The sequence below is a fragment of the Nostoc sp. C117 genome, assembly GCF_043099735.1.
Classification (GTDB): Bacteria; Cyanobacteriota; Cyanobacteriia; order Cyanobacteriales; family Nostocaceae; genus Nostoc.
Window position 1 is genome coordinate 32,164 of record NZ_CP170990.1, and the last position, 17,082, is coordinate 49,245.

Annotated in this window: 18 protein-coding genes; 12 read left to right on the forward strand and 6 right to left on the reverse strand. The window is 40.3% G+C overall.

Annotated elements, in window-relative coordinates:
- Positions 1-99: 99 nt before the first annotated feature.
- Entirely contained in the window at positions 100-1,014 is a 915-nt protein-coding gene (locus tag ACFG4S_RS01455) for a lecithin retinol acyltransferase family protein (protein ID WP_392530233.1), read from the reverse strand.
- Between the two features lie 220 nt (positions 1,015-1,234).
- Here ACFG4S_RS01455 and ACFG4S_RS01460 point away from each other — a divergent pair, with 220 nt between their 5' ends.
- Positions 1,235-2,545 (forward strand): IS701 family transposase, encoded by a 1,311-nt coding sequence (locus ACFG4S_RS01460; RefSeq protein WP_392530234.1) that lies wholly within the window; start codon positions 1,235-1,237, stop codon positions 2,543-2,545.
- A 77-nt stretch (positions 2,546-2,622) separates the two neighbouring features.
- Here ACFG4S_RS01460 and ACFG4S_RS01465 read toward each other — a convergent pair whose 3' ends face one another.
- Complete coding sequence (locus ACFG4S_RS01465) at positions 2,623-2,757, reverse strand: hypothetical protein (protein ID WP_392530235.1); 135 nt, start codon at positions 2,755-2,757, stop codon at positions 2,623-2,625.
- Between the two features lie 278 nt (positions 2,758-3,035).
- On the opposite strand from ACFG4S_RS01465, the gene ACFG4S_RS01470 reads away from it, so the two are divergent.
- From ACFG4S_RS01470 to ACFG4S_RS01490, 5 genes are all read left to right on the forward strand, one after another.
- A complete protein-coding gene (locus ACFG4S_RS01470) occupies positions 3,036-3,284 on the forward strand; it encodes a helix-turn-helix domain-containing protein (protein WP_392530236.1) in 249 nt (82 codons plus the stop codon).
- 65 nt (positions 3,285-3,349) lie between these two features.
- The gene (locus ACFG4S_RS01475; RefSeq protein WP_392530237.1) at positions 3,350-5,362 is read left to right on the forward strand and encodes an ATP-binding protein; all 2,013 of its coding nucleotides are present in this window, start codon (positions 3,350-3,352) and stop codon (positions 5,360-5,362) included.
- A gap of 19 nt (positions 5,363-5,381) precedes the next feature.
- Positions 5,382-6,716, forward strand: coding sequence for a NurA domain-containing protein (locus tag ACFG4S_RS01480; protein ID WP_392530238.1), 1,335 nt, complete (start codon positions 5,382-5,384; stop codon positions 6,714-6,716).
- A 347-nt stretch (positions 6,717-7,063) separates the two neighbouring features.
- Complete coding sequence (locus ACFG4S_RS01485; RefSeq protein WP_392530239.1) at positions 7,064-7,921, forward strand: hypothetical protein; 858 nt, start codon at positions 7,064-7,066, stop codon at positions 7,919-7,921.
- A gap of 71 nt (positions 7,922-7,992) precedes the next feature.
- Positions 7,993-8,508 (forward strand): hypothetical protein, encoded by a 516-nt coding sequence (locus ACFG4S_RS01490; protein WP_392530240.1) that lies wholly within the window; start codon positions 7,993-7,995, stop codon positions 8,506-8,508.
- Between the two features lie 426 nt (positions 8,509-8,934).
- On the opposite strand, the gene ACFG4S_RS01495 is transcribed toward ACFG4S_RS01490, so the two are convergent.
- From ACFG4S_RS01495 to ACFG4S_RS01510, 4 genes are all read right to left on the reverse strand, one after another.
- Complete coding sequence (locus ACFG4S_RS01495; protein ID WP_392530241.1) at positions 8,935-9,666, reverse strand: hypothetical protein; 732 nt, start codon at positions 9,664-9,666, stop codon at positions 8,935-8,937.
- A 137-nt stretch (positions 9,667-9,803) separates the two neighbouring features.
- Entirely contained in the window at positions 9,804-10,259 is a 456-nt protein-coding gene (locus tag ACFG4S_RS01500) for a hypothetical protein (protein WP_392530242.1), read from the reverse strand.
- On the reverse strand, positions 10,259-10,498 hold the full coding sequence (locus tag ACFG4S_RS01505; RefSeq protein WP_392530243.1) for a hypothetical protein: 240 nt from the start codon (positions 10,496-10,498) through the stop codon (positions 10,259-10,261). Before ACFG4S_RS01505 ends, ACFG4S_RS01500 begins: the two co-directional genes overlap by 1 nt.
- 36 nt (positions 10,499-10,534) lie before the next feature.
- Positions 10,535-11,575, reverse strand: coding sequence for an HNH endonuclease domain-containing protein (locus tag ACFG4S_RS01510; protein WP_392530244.1), 1,041 nt, complete (start codon positions 11,573-11,575; stop codon positions 10,535-10,537).
- Positions 11,576-11,713: 138 nt separating this feature from the next.
- Between ACFG4S_RS01510 and ACFG4S_RS01515 the strand changes: the two genes are divergently transcribed.
- The 6 genes from ACFG4S_RS01515 (at position 11,714) to ACFG4S_RS01540 (ending at position 17,072) form a co-directional block, all read left to right on the forward strand.
- A complete protein-coding gene (locus ACFG4S_RS01515; RefSeq protein WP_392530145.1) occupies positions 11,714-12,154 on the forward strand; it encodes a hypothetical protein in 441 nt (146 codons plus the stop codon).
- A gap of 117 nt (positions 12,155-12,271) precedes the next feature.
- Positions 12,272-14,161, forward strand: coding sequence for an ISL3 family transposase (locus tag ACFG4S_RS01520; RefSeq protein WP_392529995.1), 1,890 nt, complete (start codon positions 12,272-12,274; stop codon positions 14,159-14,161).
- A gap of 32 nt (positions 14,162-14,193) precedes the next feature.
- Positions 14,194-14,544, forward strand: a complete 351-nt coding sequence (locus tag ACFG4S_RS01525) for a four helix bundle protein (RefSeq protein ID WP_094343524.1) — start codon at positions 14,194-14,196, stop codon at positions 14,542-14,544.
- A gap of 171 nt (positions 14,545-14,715) precedes the next feature.
- Entirely contained in the window at positions 14,716-15,666 is a 951-nt protein-coding gene (locus tag ACFG4S_RS01530; protein ID WP_392530146.1) for an HNH endonuclease, read from the forward strand.
- Positions 15,663-16,511 carry a hypothetical protein gene (locus tag ACFG4S_RS01535; RefSeq protein WP_392530147.1) on the forward strand — a complete coding sequence of 283 codons (849 nt, stop codon included), beginning with the start codon at positions 15,663-15,665 and terminating at the stop codon, positions 16,509-16,511. Before ACFG4S_RS01530 ends, ACFG4S_RS01535 begins: the two co-directional genes overlap by 4 nt.
- Positions 16,512-16,691: 180 nt before the next feature.
- Positions 16,692-17,072 (forward strand): hypothetical protein, encoded by a 381-nt coding sequence (locus ACFG4S_RS01540; RefSeq protein WP_392530148.1) that lies wholly within the window; start codon positions 16,692-16,694, stop codon positions 17,070-17,072.
- Positions 17,073-17,082: the final 10 nt, after the last annotated feature.

The following is a 17,082-nucleotide window of genomic DNA, read 5'->3' on the forward strand; positions in this document are numbered from 1 at the left end:
CGCTCCAGGGGTACAACTTGTTCCTCTAAGAATCTTTCAGCAGATGCTCCATACGATCACCTGTGGGTTGGCATCAAATCTTTTTCAAATGATAGTTTGTTACTCTGATAGCCATTTGCATAAATGGTAAACACCAAGCCCTAATCCAGCAGCAGCAGCCACTGGAGCAGCGGCAGCAATAACTACACCTGCTGCCATACCACCTCCAACTACACCACCAATTGCAGCTAATCCAGAGGTAATTCCAGCCGCACTCACACCAGCAACACTTCCAGCAGCAGCAACTGTTCCCACAACTCCCGCAGTGCCAGCAACAGCACCAATGGTTGTTGCATTCCTTCCCATTTCACGAGCCTGGCGTTCTTCGTCAGTTAAATACTCGTCATCTTTTAATACTTGATCCATAGCCATTTTGGCAGCAACGGCTGGTGCTGCGCCAATTACACCAATACCTGCTAAAGCACCACCACCAACAGCTGCACCTACTGTAGCTAAACCTGACATAATTCCAGCACCGCTGGTAACTGCAACTCCTACTGGCACTGCCGCAGCACCAGCGGCTGCTATTGCCGTTGCTGTACCTGTACTTCCAGCTGCGCCTCCAGCATAAGCTTCTGCACGATCAACTTGCTCACTCATGTGAATACCAGTTTTGCACCATCTAGCAAAATGTTCACAGTTATTTCCAAATAAGTTGTAAGCATTTTCTCCTAATCGGCTTTTGGCTCGTTGAATTACCACATCTGGTGAATCACAATTACCATATTCCACTACTTTTACATTTCTTTCTGATGCAAAAGCAGCCCACGAAGTACAGGCAATAATACCTTTGTGTCCTTCTCTCTTTGTGTAATGTATGACTGTTCCATCACCGCAGTCGATACCATGATGAGTAAATGCACTACAATCTATGTATATATGGTTGCCTTTTGCCATAAGTAAATCCCAATGTTGCTTGTCCCAGTATCTTTCTTGGCAAAAAGATAGTGGCAAAGAAAGGACAAAGATTAGCATAAAATTTGACCAAAAAAAATCAAAAAAAATCAATTCTCTAAGTATAAATACTGGTTTGCTAGCTATCGCTTAGTCAGATTATCAGGCTGTGGGCTTGAATAAAATCTGTATCAGCCTTATATATCAAAGGCTTTGCTATGTTATTTAAGGTAATTAACCCTCTTGTGTCACTATCGCGGTAGTATAATAATGTACAAAACCTAGAACGAAGACACAGAGCATGGTAGAGCCTCGTTCACCCATTAAAACCGTGAAGTTTGTGGATGAATATTGCTTGTGGTATAAAAACCTGTTTTCAGATGTTAGGAATTTTGAAGCTTTCAAATATCTACATATAGGATGTATTTCTGATTTAAAACGGAAAAGTCTACCTGAAATAGCGAAAATTGTTGGACTAGATAACTATCAAGGACTACACCATTTCTTAACTACATCATCATGGTCAGTAGAACAGTTAAGAGCTTTGCGATTGAAATTAATTTTAGAGGTATTAAAAGGTAGACCAATCATTTTAATTATTGATGAAACAGGAGATAAAAAGAAAGGTAACACTACAGACTATGTGAAACGGCAGTATATAGGCAATCTAGGAAAAGTAGAGAATGGAGTTGTGGCAGTCACCGCGTATGGTGTGTTCTGTGGGATGACTTTTCCACTACTGTTTGAAGTATACAAGCCAAGAGAAAAATTAAAGCCAGGAGATAAATATCTGACTAAGCCTCAAATTGGGGCAATGCTAATCAGAAAGCTACAGTTAATGGGGTTCAAATTCAACTTGGTACTGGCTGATAGTTTATATGGAGAGAGTGGGACGAATTTCATATCAGTGCTAGATGAACTTGATTTAAATTATTTAGTGGCGATTCGCTCAAACCATTCTGTAGACTTACTTAAAGGGCAGTACACTCAATACTTAAAGTGGCAAAGGTTTAAAAGGGTGTTCTCTGACTTAAGCAGTGAGAATCGGTTTATTCGAGAAATAATTCACGGCAAACGTGGAGAACATAAGTATTGGCAAATTACTACAGACACGGATAACTTACCTGGAAACTCTACCTGGTATGTGATGAGCAAATATCCCGACATCACACCTAGAGAGGTTGGGAATTTTTATGGGTTAAGAACATGGGTAGAATATGGTTTAAAACAAAGTAAGAATGAATTAGGTTGGGCTGATTATCGTTTTACTCGCTATGAAGATATTGAACGCTGGTGGGAGATTGTTTGTAGTGCCTACCTTATGGTTAGTCTTCATTCAGAATCTCTGCGTCCTTCTCCTCCAGATTCTCAATCAGCATTCGCTTCTCACCCCTGGTGGGATAATGGTAAAGGTTGGAAGAATATTCTCAACAATCTGCGTTTAGTTATTCAACCTTTCGTTTTATTTAACCTCATATATCCCTGGTTAACAGTTTTTCCCATTCCTCAGCTTTCTTTGGGTTTTTCTCAACTTCAATCCATTGTTTATAGGCTAACTTATCCAATTTTCACCTTCCTGGCTCACCCTGAATTCTATTTTTCCTCTGCCTAAAGTGACACAACAGGGTTAAGTGCAATCAGCCTCCGGTTATGGGAAAAGCTGAGGCGATCTTTTCCTCTAAGAATTTTCTAAAGGCGATCGCTCCCCAATTCTCCTGTATGAAACTTGTTAACAACTTTAATGATGGAGAGACAAGCTGCTACACATCTACACATTGCTACCGAAGTGTAATCGCTTGTCTTTCGCCACAGTTTATAGTACATTTGTATCGATAAAACTGCGAGAAAGCCACAGTTCCCGCCGATTAAATGCGGGGATTTTGTTTTGTTGGTAGAGGTGATGGGGTGCGATCCGCGCAGCTTAACGAAGTTATCGCATTCTATACCTTACCTTTTCAGTTGAACAAAACTGCGTTGAATCTTGTTGAGCCAAAAAAATTTCCGAGTATTCGCGGAGAGCGCACCAGCCTTGATGTAGTTAAAATGTGTCAGATGATATATCAAATGTTACATCAAGTTTATTATTTGAGTTCAGAAGCTAGATGGTCACAAAAAAGCCCCTAGTCATCAACCAGCCAGCAGTTGGCAAGCTCATTCGTGAACTCAGGCTTTTGACTGGGCTAACGCAAGAACAGTTTGCAGCTACTTTAGGTGTCACTTACCCCACAATTAACCGTTGGGAAAATGGACGCTCTAAACCGTCGCCTTTGGCAATGGAAAAGATTGAGGCGCAGCTGCACGAGATGGGCGATCCAGGTACGGATTTGTTGCATAAGTATTTAGCAAACTAAATAATATTCTCTGAATCTTTGGAATTTGTAGTGCTAAAAACATAAATTTTCTCTAGGCATTATTTATGACAGTAAGTTTTACCAATATAATAGCCAAAATTGCATCTGTTGATTTATTTAAAAGAAATACTAATACAGGTAATATAGAAACTGGTATTTTTATTGGGCGTCCTTTTCACATTGATTATGAAAAAGCATATATCTTAGTTGCTGACTCTTGGAAGCTGAAAGCTAAGGGAATTCCTCAAGGGTCTTTTTTATTAGCTTATTACGAGAATGAAGATAATGTTTATGAGGTATTGCTTCTCAGGGTTGTGAAACCAGCTAAGTTACCAACTGATAATGATGTTATCAGTTCGATGATTGAATATTATAAAGATAACTTAAAGACGAATGGTAAAGAAAGTCAGTTAGATAGCTACACAAAATATGAATTTAGTTTTTCTGGTCTGGAATGCAGAATTTTAGGAACGTTTTATAAGGATGATAAGGGATATACACGTTTTGGTGCTGACGTTGAAAACTTTTATAGCGCTCATAACTATAGAGTAATTAAGCCAAATCCAGACGTATTAGAACTTATAGTCAACTTCCGTGAAGAGGGGATCACAGGTAAACCAACTGATATCAAAATTGGCAAGGTTCGCTACAGTTCTAGTCTTCGCTTCCAAGCACAGGAAGATGATGTACCTGTATTTGTGAGTCCAAAAGACTTTCTTGGTAAACGTACTGCCCTATTTGGAATGACCCGTACAGGTAAGTCAAATACAGTTAAAAAGGTCATTCAAGCTACTGTTTTAATGAGCGATAAGGCTGCTTATGCACTCAACAGTAAGTTAAACGGTACTGCCGCAGAGAACTTAGAACCTTTGACTGATGATGGTTTACCAAAGTATCCAGTTGGTCAAATCATATTTGATATTAATGGCGAGTATGCAAATGCAAATATGCAGGATGAAGGTACAGCCATATTTGAGATATACAGAGAGCGAACTATCCGGTACAGCACTCTTAATAAAGATGGCTTCAAAGTGATGAAGGTAAATTTCTACAGAGATGTAGAATCTGGATTTGAATTAATACGAAGCCATTTAGGACTAGAAACTGCCGATTATGTAAAAAGTTTCTTGTCGATTGACCTTCAAGAACTAAAGGATAAAACAGATTTTTCAGCGACTACGCGATATGAGCGGAAAAAAGCTGCGTACTTATGCTGCTTGTATAAAGCTGGATTTATTGTTCCTGATAATTTTAAAGTTAAGTTTGATGGACGAAAGGAACTCAATCAATTAGTCAAGGAAGATGAAAGTATAGATCCAAGCAAAGGTATATCACTTGAGGAAGCCAGCAATTGGTTCACTACTATTTGGGAAAACTACAATAATGATTTCTTCAGTAAATACAAAAAAGATAAGGGACATGAGTGGGCTGATGAGGATTTAAAAGCTCTACTTATTTTTCTGACACGTAAGACTCAACCCACTGGTAAAGCAACTATAAATGGCTATATAAAATTACGAGATATTGCTATCCTTCATACAGAAACAGTTGGCAAGCCTTTTGAGGAAGAAATTATTGAGGAGCTTCGCAAAGGTCAGATTATCATTGTAGATTTGTCACAGGGTGATCCAGAAATTCAGCGCCTATATTCCGAGCGCATTTGCAGACAGATTTTTGCTGATGCAATGAATCGCTTCATCCACAATATATCTAATAACTTCATTCAGTTTTACTTTGAAGAAGCTCACAATCTTTTCCCTAAAAAGGACGATAAGGACTTAAGCCAAGTCTATAACCGGATTGCTAAAGAGGGTGCAAAGCTAAATCTTGGTTTAATTTATGCCACTCAGGAAGTCAGTTCAATAAGTTCCAACATTCTGAAAAATACTCAAAATTGGTTCATTGCTCACTTAAATAACGAGGACGAGACAAAAGAAATTAAAAAGTATTATGACTTTGGAGACTTTACTGAATCTCTAGTGAGGTTTAGTGCGGATAGCGACAAAGGCTTTGTACGCATGAAAACCTACTCCAATGCCTTTGTAGTGCCTACCCAAATTGACCGTTTCTCTAAATAATCAAGAAAGCAAGTAGTTTATGGGATATACAAGCAAGCATGGGCGGCGTCCGTCTGAGTACGCCAGCAAGTCTGCACATAGTCATATAATTAATGACCAATCGCTACAGGAGTTTCTTAAGCAGTGCAATCTTCCTAAGTTAGCTTCAGAAGTTACGCTTGATGACTGCGATCGCCTAATTTATCAGCCTGTAGCTAAAAATCCGATACGTAATGTTGTTGCCATTGATGGGGGTTATACCGAGGTAGCTGTACAAACAGGCTTTCCTTCGTCAACTGTCTGCTTTTTCCAAATCGGGGCACTTATCTTTAGCATTGACGACCTTGATGGACTCGGTAAACAGCCTTTCATAGACCCAGATGATATGGCGAAGTTAAAGCAGATTCAACGTTTAAAACTAACTCTGCCTGTTCGCAATATCCAATTTAAAAGTGAGAGTACACTTGTAGACTCGGTACGTAGAACTATTCATAACTTTTTCTGCCAGAAGATAGACAATGAGGAATTGATTGCAACACTAAGATGGTTCATTTTTCAGGAATATGATGTAAGTTTACCAACTAAGAACTTAGCAAGCTGCCCAGTTTGCAGAAATAAAGGTATTCCCCTTCACCTAGAAAAAATGACTAATGACTATACTTTTTCCTGTAATAATTGCGGCACCGAAATTTTTTTAACAGATGTATTCAGGCTACATGAAGCTATTGATGAAGAGTTAGGCGCTGGAGGTATTTTAGGATATTTGATGACTACGTTAGAGCAGATTATCCTAGTTCACTTCATTCGACTCATCCTTAAAATAAAGCCAGCTTTGCTGGAAGAAATCTTGTTTGTTAAGGATGGCCCGCTTGCCTTTTTCGGACAAACAGCAAATATGCACAGTCCAATGCGATCGCTTGTCAACTTTTTATTTAAACATCACAATTTATACCTGGCTGGATTGGAAAAGAGTGGTGCTTTTGTAGAACACGCTGATGAAATCTCCGAAAAGCTTGAAAAGGGAACTGTACTAATTCTGAATAATGATTACATCTACAAGTACATTCTCCCTGGTAAAGCTGACCCAACAAAACCTTATGGCTCTACAACTTACTACAGTAATAAGTTGATTTTTAAGACATTAGCAGGTGGAATGTATATTGTTTCCTTACCAACTTCAAGGGATATGACGAATCCTAAAGAGGCAGACTTCCGAAACTTGAGTGCAATTTTAACTAACATTGAGAAGCTCAAGTGCGATATGTACGATAGCTCTCTCATTCCTATTGCTTTAGCAAACAAGCTTGTCTCTTTAGCTGACCATCCTAGCTCTAGAATTCTCCAGAAGTTTGCCAAAGGAGCAATTCATAGCTGATAACTCGTATAGGGGTTTTAGTGCTGATAAAGTCTGCCATCACAGTTCGTCTGATTAATGTCTTCGGTCTAGTCGCGCCCTGAATAAAAGCTACTCCAAAATTCGCTTTACTACCATCAAGCTGTTAGAAAAGCCACTGCTGAGGGAAAACTTCAAACAAGACCCTGTGTTGAAAAATTTGATTGTAATTCGTCAGCCGAACGCTACAAATTACAAAAAAGTTACACAACAGGAATGGCAGCGTGTACATGAATTAAGAGGATAGCGATCGCGCTTGACCTTTTTAGTAGTCAGTTCACATTCCGTCCGCTCAATGTTCAGCCTGAAATTAGAAAGGTGAGTAATTGATGAAGAGACAAACATTGCTTGGGATGATGACAAGCTTAACAGTTTTGGGTGTAAGCTTCCTACCAGTTCAGGCTCAAAAAACAACAGCCAGTCAACCAAATTCTAACCTGGTCAATGCAATCACAGAGACTATTCATAAAGAATTTACAGATGCTGATTTGAATGAGATTAAAAAAGATATTACATTTCAATATACTGAAGTAGATTTAAATCAAGACGGCACTAAAGAAACTCTTGTTAGCATTCAAAAGGGCTTTCCTTGTAATAATCGTCATTGTCCTGTCTATATTTATCAAAAAAACGGTAATAATTATCGCTTCATTTCGTATGTATTTACCTCACGAGGTGAATTGCAAGTAGCCATACTTCCCAGCCGTAGTAAAGGTTGGATTAATATTGCTGCCCCCGTGTTCACTTATGAACCAAGAGAAATAGCTTGGAGAGTCTTCAAATTTGATGGAAAAAAATATCAACTTACTTCCCAAAAATTAAGTTCAGCACCCAAGCATATTGTGTTGCGCGAGACTTCTGGCTCCAAATATACTTTTCCTGAGTCAAAAGAGAGGACAGATATCTCTCAGGAACAGATAAATAAAGAAACTTCAACAAAGGTAAATATTGGTTGTGTTCCTAAAAATAATCAATCTCGTATTCTCTCGACCCCTAATCCAAACGATATTCATCCTGATTGGAGGGGCGAAAGTTATATTGGAACATCTTGGAGTTTAATAACTAAAGAAATAATTAAAAACAACACAGTCATTTATATTAAAGGCGATTTATACTCCCCACGTGGAGGACTTATAAACGAAAATGTCTTTGTTTTAGAAAATGAGTGGGATTGTTCTCCTAACTGAGATCATCAAATCTCCTTAACACGTAAAACAAAACTATTGACAGCAATTTTAAACATCAGGCGAGGCATCTAATGAACGGTAATACAAACATGAGAACTAACCAGCAAGTCACGGAAATTACAGGCGCTCCTGCCCAAGTATGGGGAAATGTATTAGTGCCAGCAAGAGGAACAATTCTTGTCAAAGTTACAGGTGACACCCTTCAAGGAACAACAAAAACTGGGTTAGAAAAGAGAGAGACTTGGATACGCATTCAAAATATTGATTCAGTAGAAACATTAGAAGCCCCTATTTATGCATTATTGGGTTTTGGAGGATTCCTAGCTTTTTCAGCTTTGGGTGCATTCAGTAACTCTTCTGGACTAGGTTTAATTTTACTTGTTGCAATAGCCCTAATTGTCTATGCAATAACTAATAAACGGCGGTATTTAGCTATCTACAGCCATCGAAATGCAATAGTTATTTTCATGAATAAGTCTCCAGAAGTTTATCAGCAGTTTGCTATGAATGTGTTGGCATTATCCCGGAAGTTAAATACACCTAGCAATACACAAACAAGACAGCCTCAAACCCAAATTCAAGCTTAGTTGATGAAGTCTATGGATACGAACCCCAGGATAGGGAATATAAATTGAAGCTCCACTAAAATAATTGCGATCGCTCCCATTCTTAGAGGAAAACTTGCGTGCGATCGCTGTCTTAACATTACATTAAACATAATTGACTAAAAATGGTTTAAGGAATAGAGCATCGAGTCAAGGGTAATTCTATTGTCTTGGTCGGGGGGAAACTTCCGTATTACTTAAAATTGCAGACAGGTAAGCTATTAGATTTACTAGTTGTAATCTCTAGAACAAATGACAGAGTGCAGATGAATTGAAAGGTTAGTGTTCGCAGTTAAAAAGGAATGTTATATGACCAAAAAATTACAAAAACTAGAGAGTGTTAAGGTAATACCTTCATCAAAAGCAAATAGGCTTGCAAAAGTTGCAAAAAGGTTAGGTAGATTGTCTTTAACAGGAATAGTTACCTTTGGCATTGGAGCATTCACGATTTTTGCTGGAGGCGAGGATTGCTAGGATAATTGGTAAAACGTAAGCAATGCCGTATCCAATATGATCACTAAATTTTAAGTTAACCAAATCCATATCTAGATGTGCGTCAACTTGGATGCGTAGTCCAGAACTTATTTCTCCCATCCATGCTTCAACTTGGTCTATCAAATTTGTTGATTTTGCTTGCGGGTGAGCGAGTTCGGCGATAGGGATTGGTTGACTACCGTATGTATAGAGAAAATGTGCTGTATATTCGCCAAGCGCACCAATTTGTTTAAGTTCTTGCCTTTGGTAATTTAAGATTCCTGATGCAGTTGTTGCACGTTCTGATTGAAGGTAATAAAGTTGCCCGTTGAAAATGCTTGACTGATAAACATCGGCATCAACAGAGTTGAATCCACTCTCTAAAAAATTTGCTTCTCTCTCTAAGGAGTTGTAGTTAAAGTGCCAAATTCCTTTAGTTCCGTTTTTTAAACTAAGCTCAAATCCTACATAATCTTCTTTTGCATTTTCATACCAAGCATCCTGTGCCATACCAATATTTACCAAATTACCATTGAGCAATAAACCAGTGCTTTGTAGTAAATTTTGCTGGTAAGATTGATGCAGCAGTGATAGTGCTTGCAACACACAGGATTTACCAGTGCTATTATAACCAGAGAGCAGGGTAAGCGATTTGAATTCAACCAATTGATTTTCAAATGCTTTAAAATTTAGCAGCCGTAATGAGCTAATCATTAATAGTTAAAATATGGATGTTATTCAATTTTATTATATTTTGTTACCTTGCTCTCATGTTTGAGAACTGTACTACCTGATAACATCATCTATTCTGTTTTTAAGTTATTTAATTGCTCTGCTAAATTTTCAACTTGGTTTTTCACATATTCGATGTTTTTATAGGTGCTATCTCTCAAGTTAAAAAAATTAACCATAATTGGGATAACATTTTCACTGTGCATACAATCAAATCCTATCCACCAATCATTAGCGGTTTTTGGTAATAATTTATGACAAACTGCTCTGGGGTCTTCATTTTGGTCAGTTCCTCCAGAAAATGTGATTTTTCCATGAACCCGAATGAACTTTAATTCATTATCATCCATATCCTTACCATAATAAGGATGAGTTTTATTAATAGCCACGTACCCAGAGAAAGTACCTTCATGTTGTCTGACTATTAAACAAGGGAATCCCAGATAAACCCATTCTATTCTGTCAGGTTCTTGTTGCCATTCACCGTCTGCCCATGCAGATTTGTCAATCCAATTCAGAGTTTCCATCAAGCAATAATATCCCCATTTTCATCCCGCCTTACTTCCACCACCTTAACGTCAAAACTTTCCCACTCCTGGACAGTAAACCCTTCTGCGGTTTCCTCTGGATACCGCCGTGCCATTTCTTGCCATGCAGCTTCTTCGTTGATTGCCCAGATGTAATGACCCTGGCGTTCTTTCAGGTCATCGCGCCCAGTGCAGTCATGAGCATAGAGGGCGTTACGGGTGCAGCGATATTCGCGCATATTTTTTTTTGGAAACCAGACGTTGCACCTGCTATTTTAGAACGTTACTGGATATTCAAACTTTGATTTCCAGCCATTATTGCTTCCAGTTCCTGAAAGTGTTTGTGCTGTATTGTATATGGACTGCAAAAAATAGTGCCGTTTTTCTTCCGTGTTGCCCGTTTGCTGAATAAGTGTTTCGCGTAGAGGATGGTTGCTGGTAATCAAAAATTCGTTGCGATTGTGCAGGCGTTCTAAATATTTAGTGTCAGGGAGCCTATCAAATTTTCCCCCTTCGCCTCGGTTACATTCTGTGGATGACAGCACCAAATTCCATACACCATCGATGTTTGGTATAAATTCGTTCAAAGAGTGAGGAAAGAAATGGTCTACATCGGTTAGGTTTTTAGAACCTGACTCAATCGAAATATCTGCAAATGAGTAAAAGCACTTACCTTTTTGATAGCCGTTGAGGGCATCCCGGCATGAGGTAATATCTACCCGCCGCTTGCCTTCGCCAAATGTAAATAGCAACTGTTGGGCTGAGTCGTAGTTTACAGTTAGGAGATTGCGTGAAATATCTAAATCCCAAGCAGTCTCTACAAGTTGCCACCTTGCATCCACTTCTGGTAATAAATTATGAAATTGCTCAGTTTCTAATAACTTAAATAATTCATCCTTAACAATAATCTCTTTGCGCTTCCTGGGCTTGTGGTAAAAACTTATGGGTACTTGTCCAGATCCAACATTATGGAACGCACCCAACACCACATCAAATCCTTTATTCTTCGTTATCTCAAGCAATTCGTCTTTTGCGATCGCACCCGCCTTAAACTGTCGGCACGCTTCAATAAAAGGATACGGGCGGTCAGTTTTTTGATGTTGCCTATCACACTTCTGTATGTGTTCAACTACATAACGTGAATACGGTTCTGCTAAATCTTCCAAGGTGATAGTAGTTTTACCCTGCGGTGCTAATTCTAACAATGACTTTGCCAACGCAAATTTATAACAGGCAACGTTTTTACCAAACAATATAATTGCCCGCCAGTAATCCTCTAACTTCGGGTCAATCGCCAAAAACTTTGACTCGCTCATTGTATTTTTAGATACTCATTACTTTCGGCTAAAGCCTAGCTTTTCAGTATCTGTAAACACATCAGTTGCATTACGGTTATCAGTATTAGCAAGCTAATATTTGCTGTAGAATATGCGGGTTGTAGCTACACATACATCATGACTCATCGGTATCCATTTAGCATCATTCGGCCAACCGTCTATTACGGTCAGCGTGTAGCGGTTTACTTTAACCTGCATTACCACGTCTTTTCACTCAAGTCAGGGGGAAAAAGCGGGTCGCTGCTAACTCATGCTGGGGTGTGTCAACTAACCGATGCCGTGTTTGAAGTTGAGCGCAAGGGACGAGAACGTGCCATCGCTCAAGGTCGTAAAAATGTCCACGCCTATGCTGTGGGTATTTTGCAGTCGTTAGGGTGGGATCAGCTGAGTGATAACGCAGTGCGATCGCTCATAGGATTAGGCTACCAGCGAGTGACATATAACTTGCATCCCGGCCACCCACTGTTTTATTGCAAAGATGTAATGCCTTATACACCAATAACTACTGCTAAAGCGGTTATTTTAAACAATAAAATGGTTCTTGGCAACTTTTGGTGATCTCGCTTGGGGGAAGGCAGAGGGCAGAGGGCAGAAGGCAGAAGGGGGGAAAAAAAGAAGGAGGAAGGGATAGAATTGAATTACTAACTTCAAACTTTACTCCGTCAAACTTTTGGTATGGAATTGCTATACCACCTGTTACCTGATACAACAAACCTTCAACTGAAGAGATGGCAATTTGACAAAGTACAAGGGACGATTACGTTGATTGTCTCTGCGATGCAAACTGTCATTAATTGCCCAGTTTGTAACCACCCAACTCACCGAATTCATAGCCGCTACGAACGTAAGTTAACAGACCTGCCCTGGGCTGATTACAGTATTACCCTACAGTTACGGGTGCGAAAGTTTTTTTGCATTAACACTTTATGTAAACGGCGTATTTTTACCGAAAGGCTGACAAGTGTAACCGCACCTTGGGCGCGAAGGACTCAGCGTTTAGCGCAACGACTGAGCGCAATTGGTTTATCTGTGGGTGGTGCAGCAGGGGTAAGACTCTCACAGCAATGGGGGATAAAAGTTTCTCGCAACACACTGTTAAATTTAGTCCGCTCAATCCCACTGCCATCAATCGTAACGCCACATACTCTTGGGGTAGACGACTTTTGTTTTCGCAAATGCAAAACTTACGGCACAGCATTGATTGACCTGGAACGTAGCCGACCAATCGCTCTACTCAAAGACGCAAAAGCTGAAACCTTAGCAGAATGGTTAAAAGCTCACCCTGGTGTCAAAGTCGTCTCACGAGATCGGTCAAAAACTTATGAAAGTGGTATTCGTCAAGGCGCGCCAGAAGCCATTCAAGTTGCAGACCGTTTTCACTTATTGCAGAACTTATCTCAAACGCTCTATCAAGTCTTTGGTATTCACGCCAAAGTACTTAAAGAAGTGGAGAAACAAGTATTTAGTACTAATACTAAAGTGCATTTAGAGGTGGAAACAGCACTTGAAGAAGGCATTGGGGAATTGGATGGGGATACATACCCCACCCAATTGCAGACCACTGAAATTCAAAACTTGGCTGGGGGTCTTAAACCCTTTTTGGCAGAGAATACAGACGGATTGGCTGCACAGGAAAACCCTCAAACCAACCTTCTGCCGTCTGCCGTCTGCTCTCTGCCTTTCCCCGATAACCTTTCCATGATTGCTGAGACTAATAAAAGTTCAGTTGTGCCAAGGTTTCCCCAAAACACATCTTTAAAAAGAAAAGTTCAATCCGCCAAAGCACGGGATAGACGGAGGGAAATCCATGAGCAAGTTTGGAGACTGCGGTCTGTTGGCTTCTCAGGGCTAGCAATCGCTCAAGAGCTGGGAGTTTCTAAAACTACCGTATTCAATTACTTGCGTAGCTCAACTTTTACCGAACGTCGTGAACGTAGCGACCACGGTCTGAGTCTTCTCAACCCTTATCATGATTACCTCCTCAGTCGCTGGAATAGCGGGAACCACAACACCCAAGAACTGTTTGAAGAAATTCGCACCTGCGGCTATATCGGTGGTTATGCCACGGTCGCTCGCTTCACTCGTTATCTCAAGACCTTGCCCGGATTTGGGCCAGCAAAGTGTTCAAAGAAAAATGCGTCCCCTAGGGTTAGTTCTTCCTCCCATCGTCCTCTCACCCCCAGTCGCGTCACAGCTTTAGTCTTGCGACGACCAGAATTAATACAGCCTAATGAGCGTGAAATCATCGCTCAACTACAAACAGCCCATTCTGATTTGAAGTCAGCTATTGAACTAGCTCAACAGTTTGCATTCCTTGTGCGTCAACGCCTACCTGAGCAGCTCGATGCTTGGTTCAACAAAGCTAAAAACAGCTCTGTTTCTTTGTTGCGCTCCTTCGCTGTTAGTTTAGAGTCTGACTACAATGCTGTGAAAGCAGGTGTAACTATGTCAGTTAGTAATGGCCCAGTTGAAGGCCATATTAATCGCTTGAAAATGTTAAAGCGACAGATGTATGGTCGCGCCAAAATAGATTTACTTGAACGACGATTTTTGTTGGCTATTTGAGGAGAAAATTTTGACAATTTACACTTGATTATATGAGTTATAGAAATCAGTTTATCTGGCAAAGGGCGGTTCAACTTGCTATCAATTGTTATAAATTTACCCGCCTATTTCCTCAATCAGAATTGTATGGTTTAACCAGCCAAATCCGACGTTCTTCTGTATCTGTAGCATCCAATATAGCTGAAGGCTATGGAAGGCGCTCAAAGCCAGAATACATACAGTTTTTACATATTGCATTAGGCTCTTTGAGAGAACTTGATACCCAATTAATCATAGCTAAAGAAGTAGATTTAGCTGACAAAAACCTTTTCACTCCCCTATTGAATGAGGTCGAGGAAATGCAAAGTATATTAGTTGCTAGCTTAAACAAACTCAAAGCTTGAATTTATTACTTCTACCCTTCCGACTTCTGCCCTCTGCCCTCTGCCTTCTGCCTTGCCCCAACCAAGATCACCAAAAGTTGCCAAGAACCAATAAAATTGCTCTAGCTCTAGTTGAGTAAATCAGTAAGAATTTGTGGCAGATGGCAAACGACCTATACAGTTATGTGAATAATGACGAAAAATCTCGCCTACTACGTCAATAAGTTTGTCAATCTCAGGGTATCCCGTTCTAGTGGAGTTGCACCGAATAAACCCATTTTGTTGCTATCAATTATCGAGCTGATCAGCCAAGGGGAGATTAGGCGAAACCAAATTCCTTTATCGGCTGAACTCATCGCCACATTTCTTAAACTTTGGAGTCACCTAGAGCCAGTACGCAAACCAGATATTGGGCAACCGTTTTTTTACCTTAGAAGCGATGGCTTTTGGCATTTCCAACCCAATCTTGGATTTGAATTAACGGTTACATCTAAAGCAAAAATTGTTACTCCTGGGGCTATTCGGCAAGCAGTTGAGTACGCCTACCTTGATGATGAACTCTGGTCACTGCTGCAAAAAGAGAGCGAACGCACTGTACTAACCCACACACTCATTAATTCATGGTTTAACGAGCGTACACAGGATATCGAGTCATTATTACAAGTCAACGCCTTTGCTGAACTACAAGACCAGTTGCAACGCTCCGGCGGTAAGGTCTACCAGCCAGAGGAATTAGAAGATGAACAAGCTGTAATTGTCCGAGATGGTGCGTTCCGTAAAATTGTTGTCTCAAGTTACAACCACACTTGCGCCTTTTGCGGATTGCAAATACTCGACTCACTCGGTCAGAACATTGTTGATGGCTCACACATCAAACCATTCTCCCAGTTTTACGATGACCGCATTGATAACGGGCTGTCACTATGCAAAAATCATCACTGGGCATTTGACCGCTTTTGGTTCACTATCAACGACGATTACACTATCATCGTCTCTGACAACCTGCGGGAAGATTCACCCAACGCCAAACCAATGCGGGATATGGCAGGCGATCGCATCATCTTACCCGCCCAGCAGGAGTATTATCCTAGAAGGGATTCTCTACAATGGCATCGTGAAGAGTTTTCAAGGCGTGCTGCATGAGCAAAAAACCTAAAGGTTGGTATAAAGAAATTGTTATTCGTCCTACCTTGCCTGTAGACGGTTACGAAAGCTATGAGAAAATTTGCGGTTTTGTTGCAGATATTTATTACTCTCAGGAGGAACAAAAACTACTGCACCAATTAAGAACTAATCCCGCAGAATCGATTTACATCACCCTATACACCTTGTTTAAAGTAGGTATTGCAAAATGTCCGGCATATTGGGTCAACAAAGACTTGCTCGAAGCACTCATGCAATCGGTTTTAACTGTTGAAATTGACAGTTTAAATTGGGCAATGAAAACGGGAATGTTTATGTTGCCCAAAGGTGTGATTTTTTCTCCTGAAAATAGGAGCGTTGATGCTATTTTTTGGCATTACGATAGTGAAACTAATATCCTTTATTGGGCAGCAACCGATGGTTCTAGTTCCTTTTGCCGTCGATTTAAACTTGATGCACAAAAACTTACTTATACCGATTCTGAAGATATTGACCCCAAGGTAGTCAAAGGATTTAATGAATATCTGCACTCAATTTTATTGCGATTGATTTTGATTATGGAGTGCCGCCCGGAACTTGTAGACAAAGAAAGCGAACTAGTCAGGGTGAATAAAGGTTTTGGCAAAGCCCAAGCACAAGATTTCTACCAACCGCTTTGGTTAGGACTTGGATATAAACTCAAGCGTGAAGGGACGCAAAGTAGTGAAGGTAGCGGTACACATGGTACTAAGAGCGTTCATTGGCGCAGAGGCTTCTTACGCAATCAACCTTACGGAGAAGGCAGACAGCAAAGAAAATTAGTCTGGATTGAGCCAGTTCTAGTAATGGGTGGGAAAGAATCATAATTATGTCAGACTCACAAAAGCGATCGTATTCAAAGAGCAATGAAAGCCTTGCGCTGACATCGTAAAAATATATTTGCAGATGTTAGTGAACTCAACACAGAGATTGTAAATACATAGTTTACTATGTACAATATATAGAGTAAGCAATCGCAGATTCTGACCATTCCTATTAGAAGCATCATGAAACTGCAACGTATTGAGGCAGGTGAATATCTTACTCCTGATGGTAGGTTTTACATTCGTAATACCTATTACTCTAACGGTATCCCCGGACGGAGTAACACTAGTAAAGGCTGGTTGGTTGAAGATAGAAGCGGGGCAACCCCGTTTCAAGTAAGCAGCAGTCAAAAGACTAAGCTGCGGCGGGTGGATACGCTTGCACAGGCCAGAGAAATTATGGCACGGATTATTCAACGTGACGCTGAAGCAAAAAAGCTACGTGATGCCGGATGGTGTAAGGAAGACAACCCACAACAGCCGGGGGTTTGTTGGCTATCTCCCTACACTGACAAGTTGTTAACCCGAAGTGAAGCACTATTGGAACTGAGTTTGATGTCGTGACCAATAATCC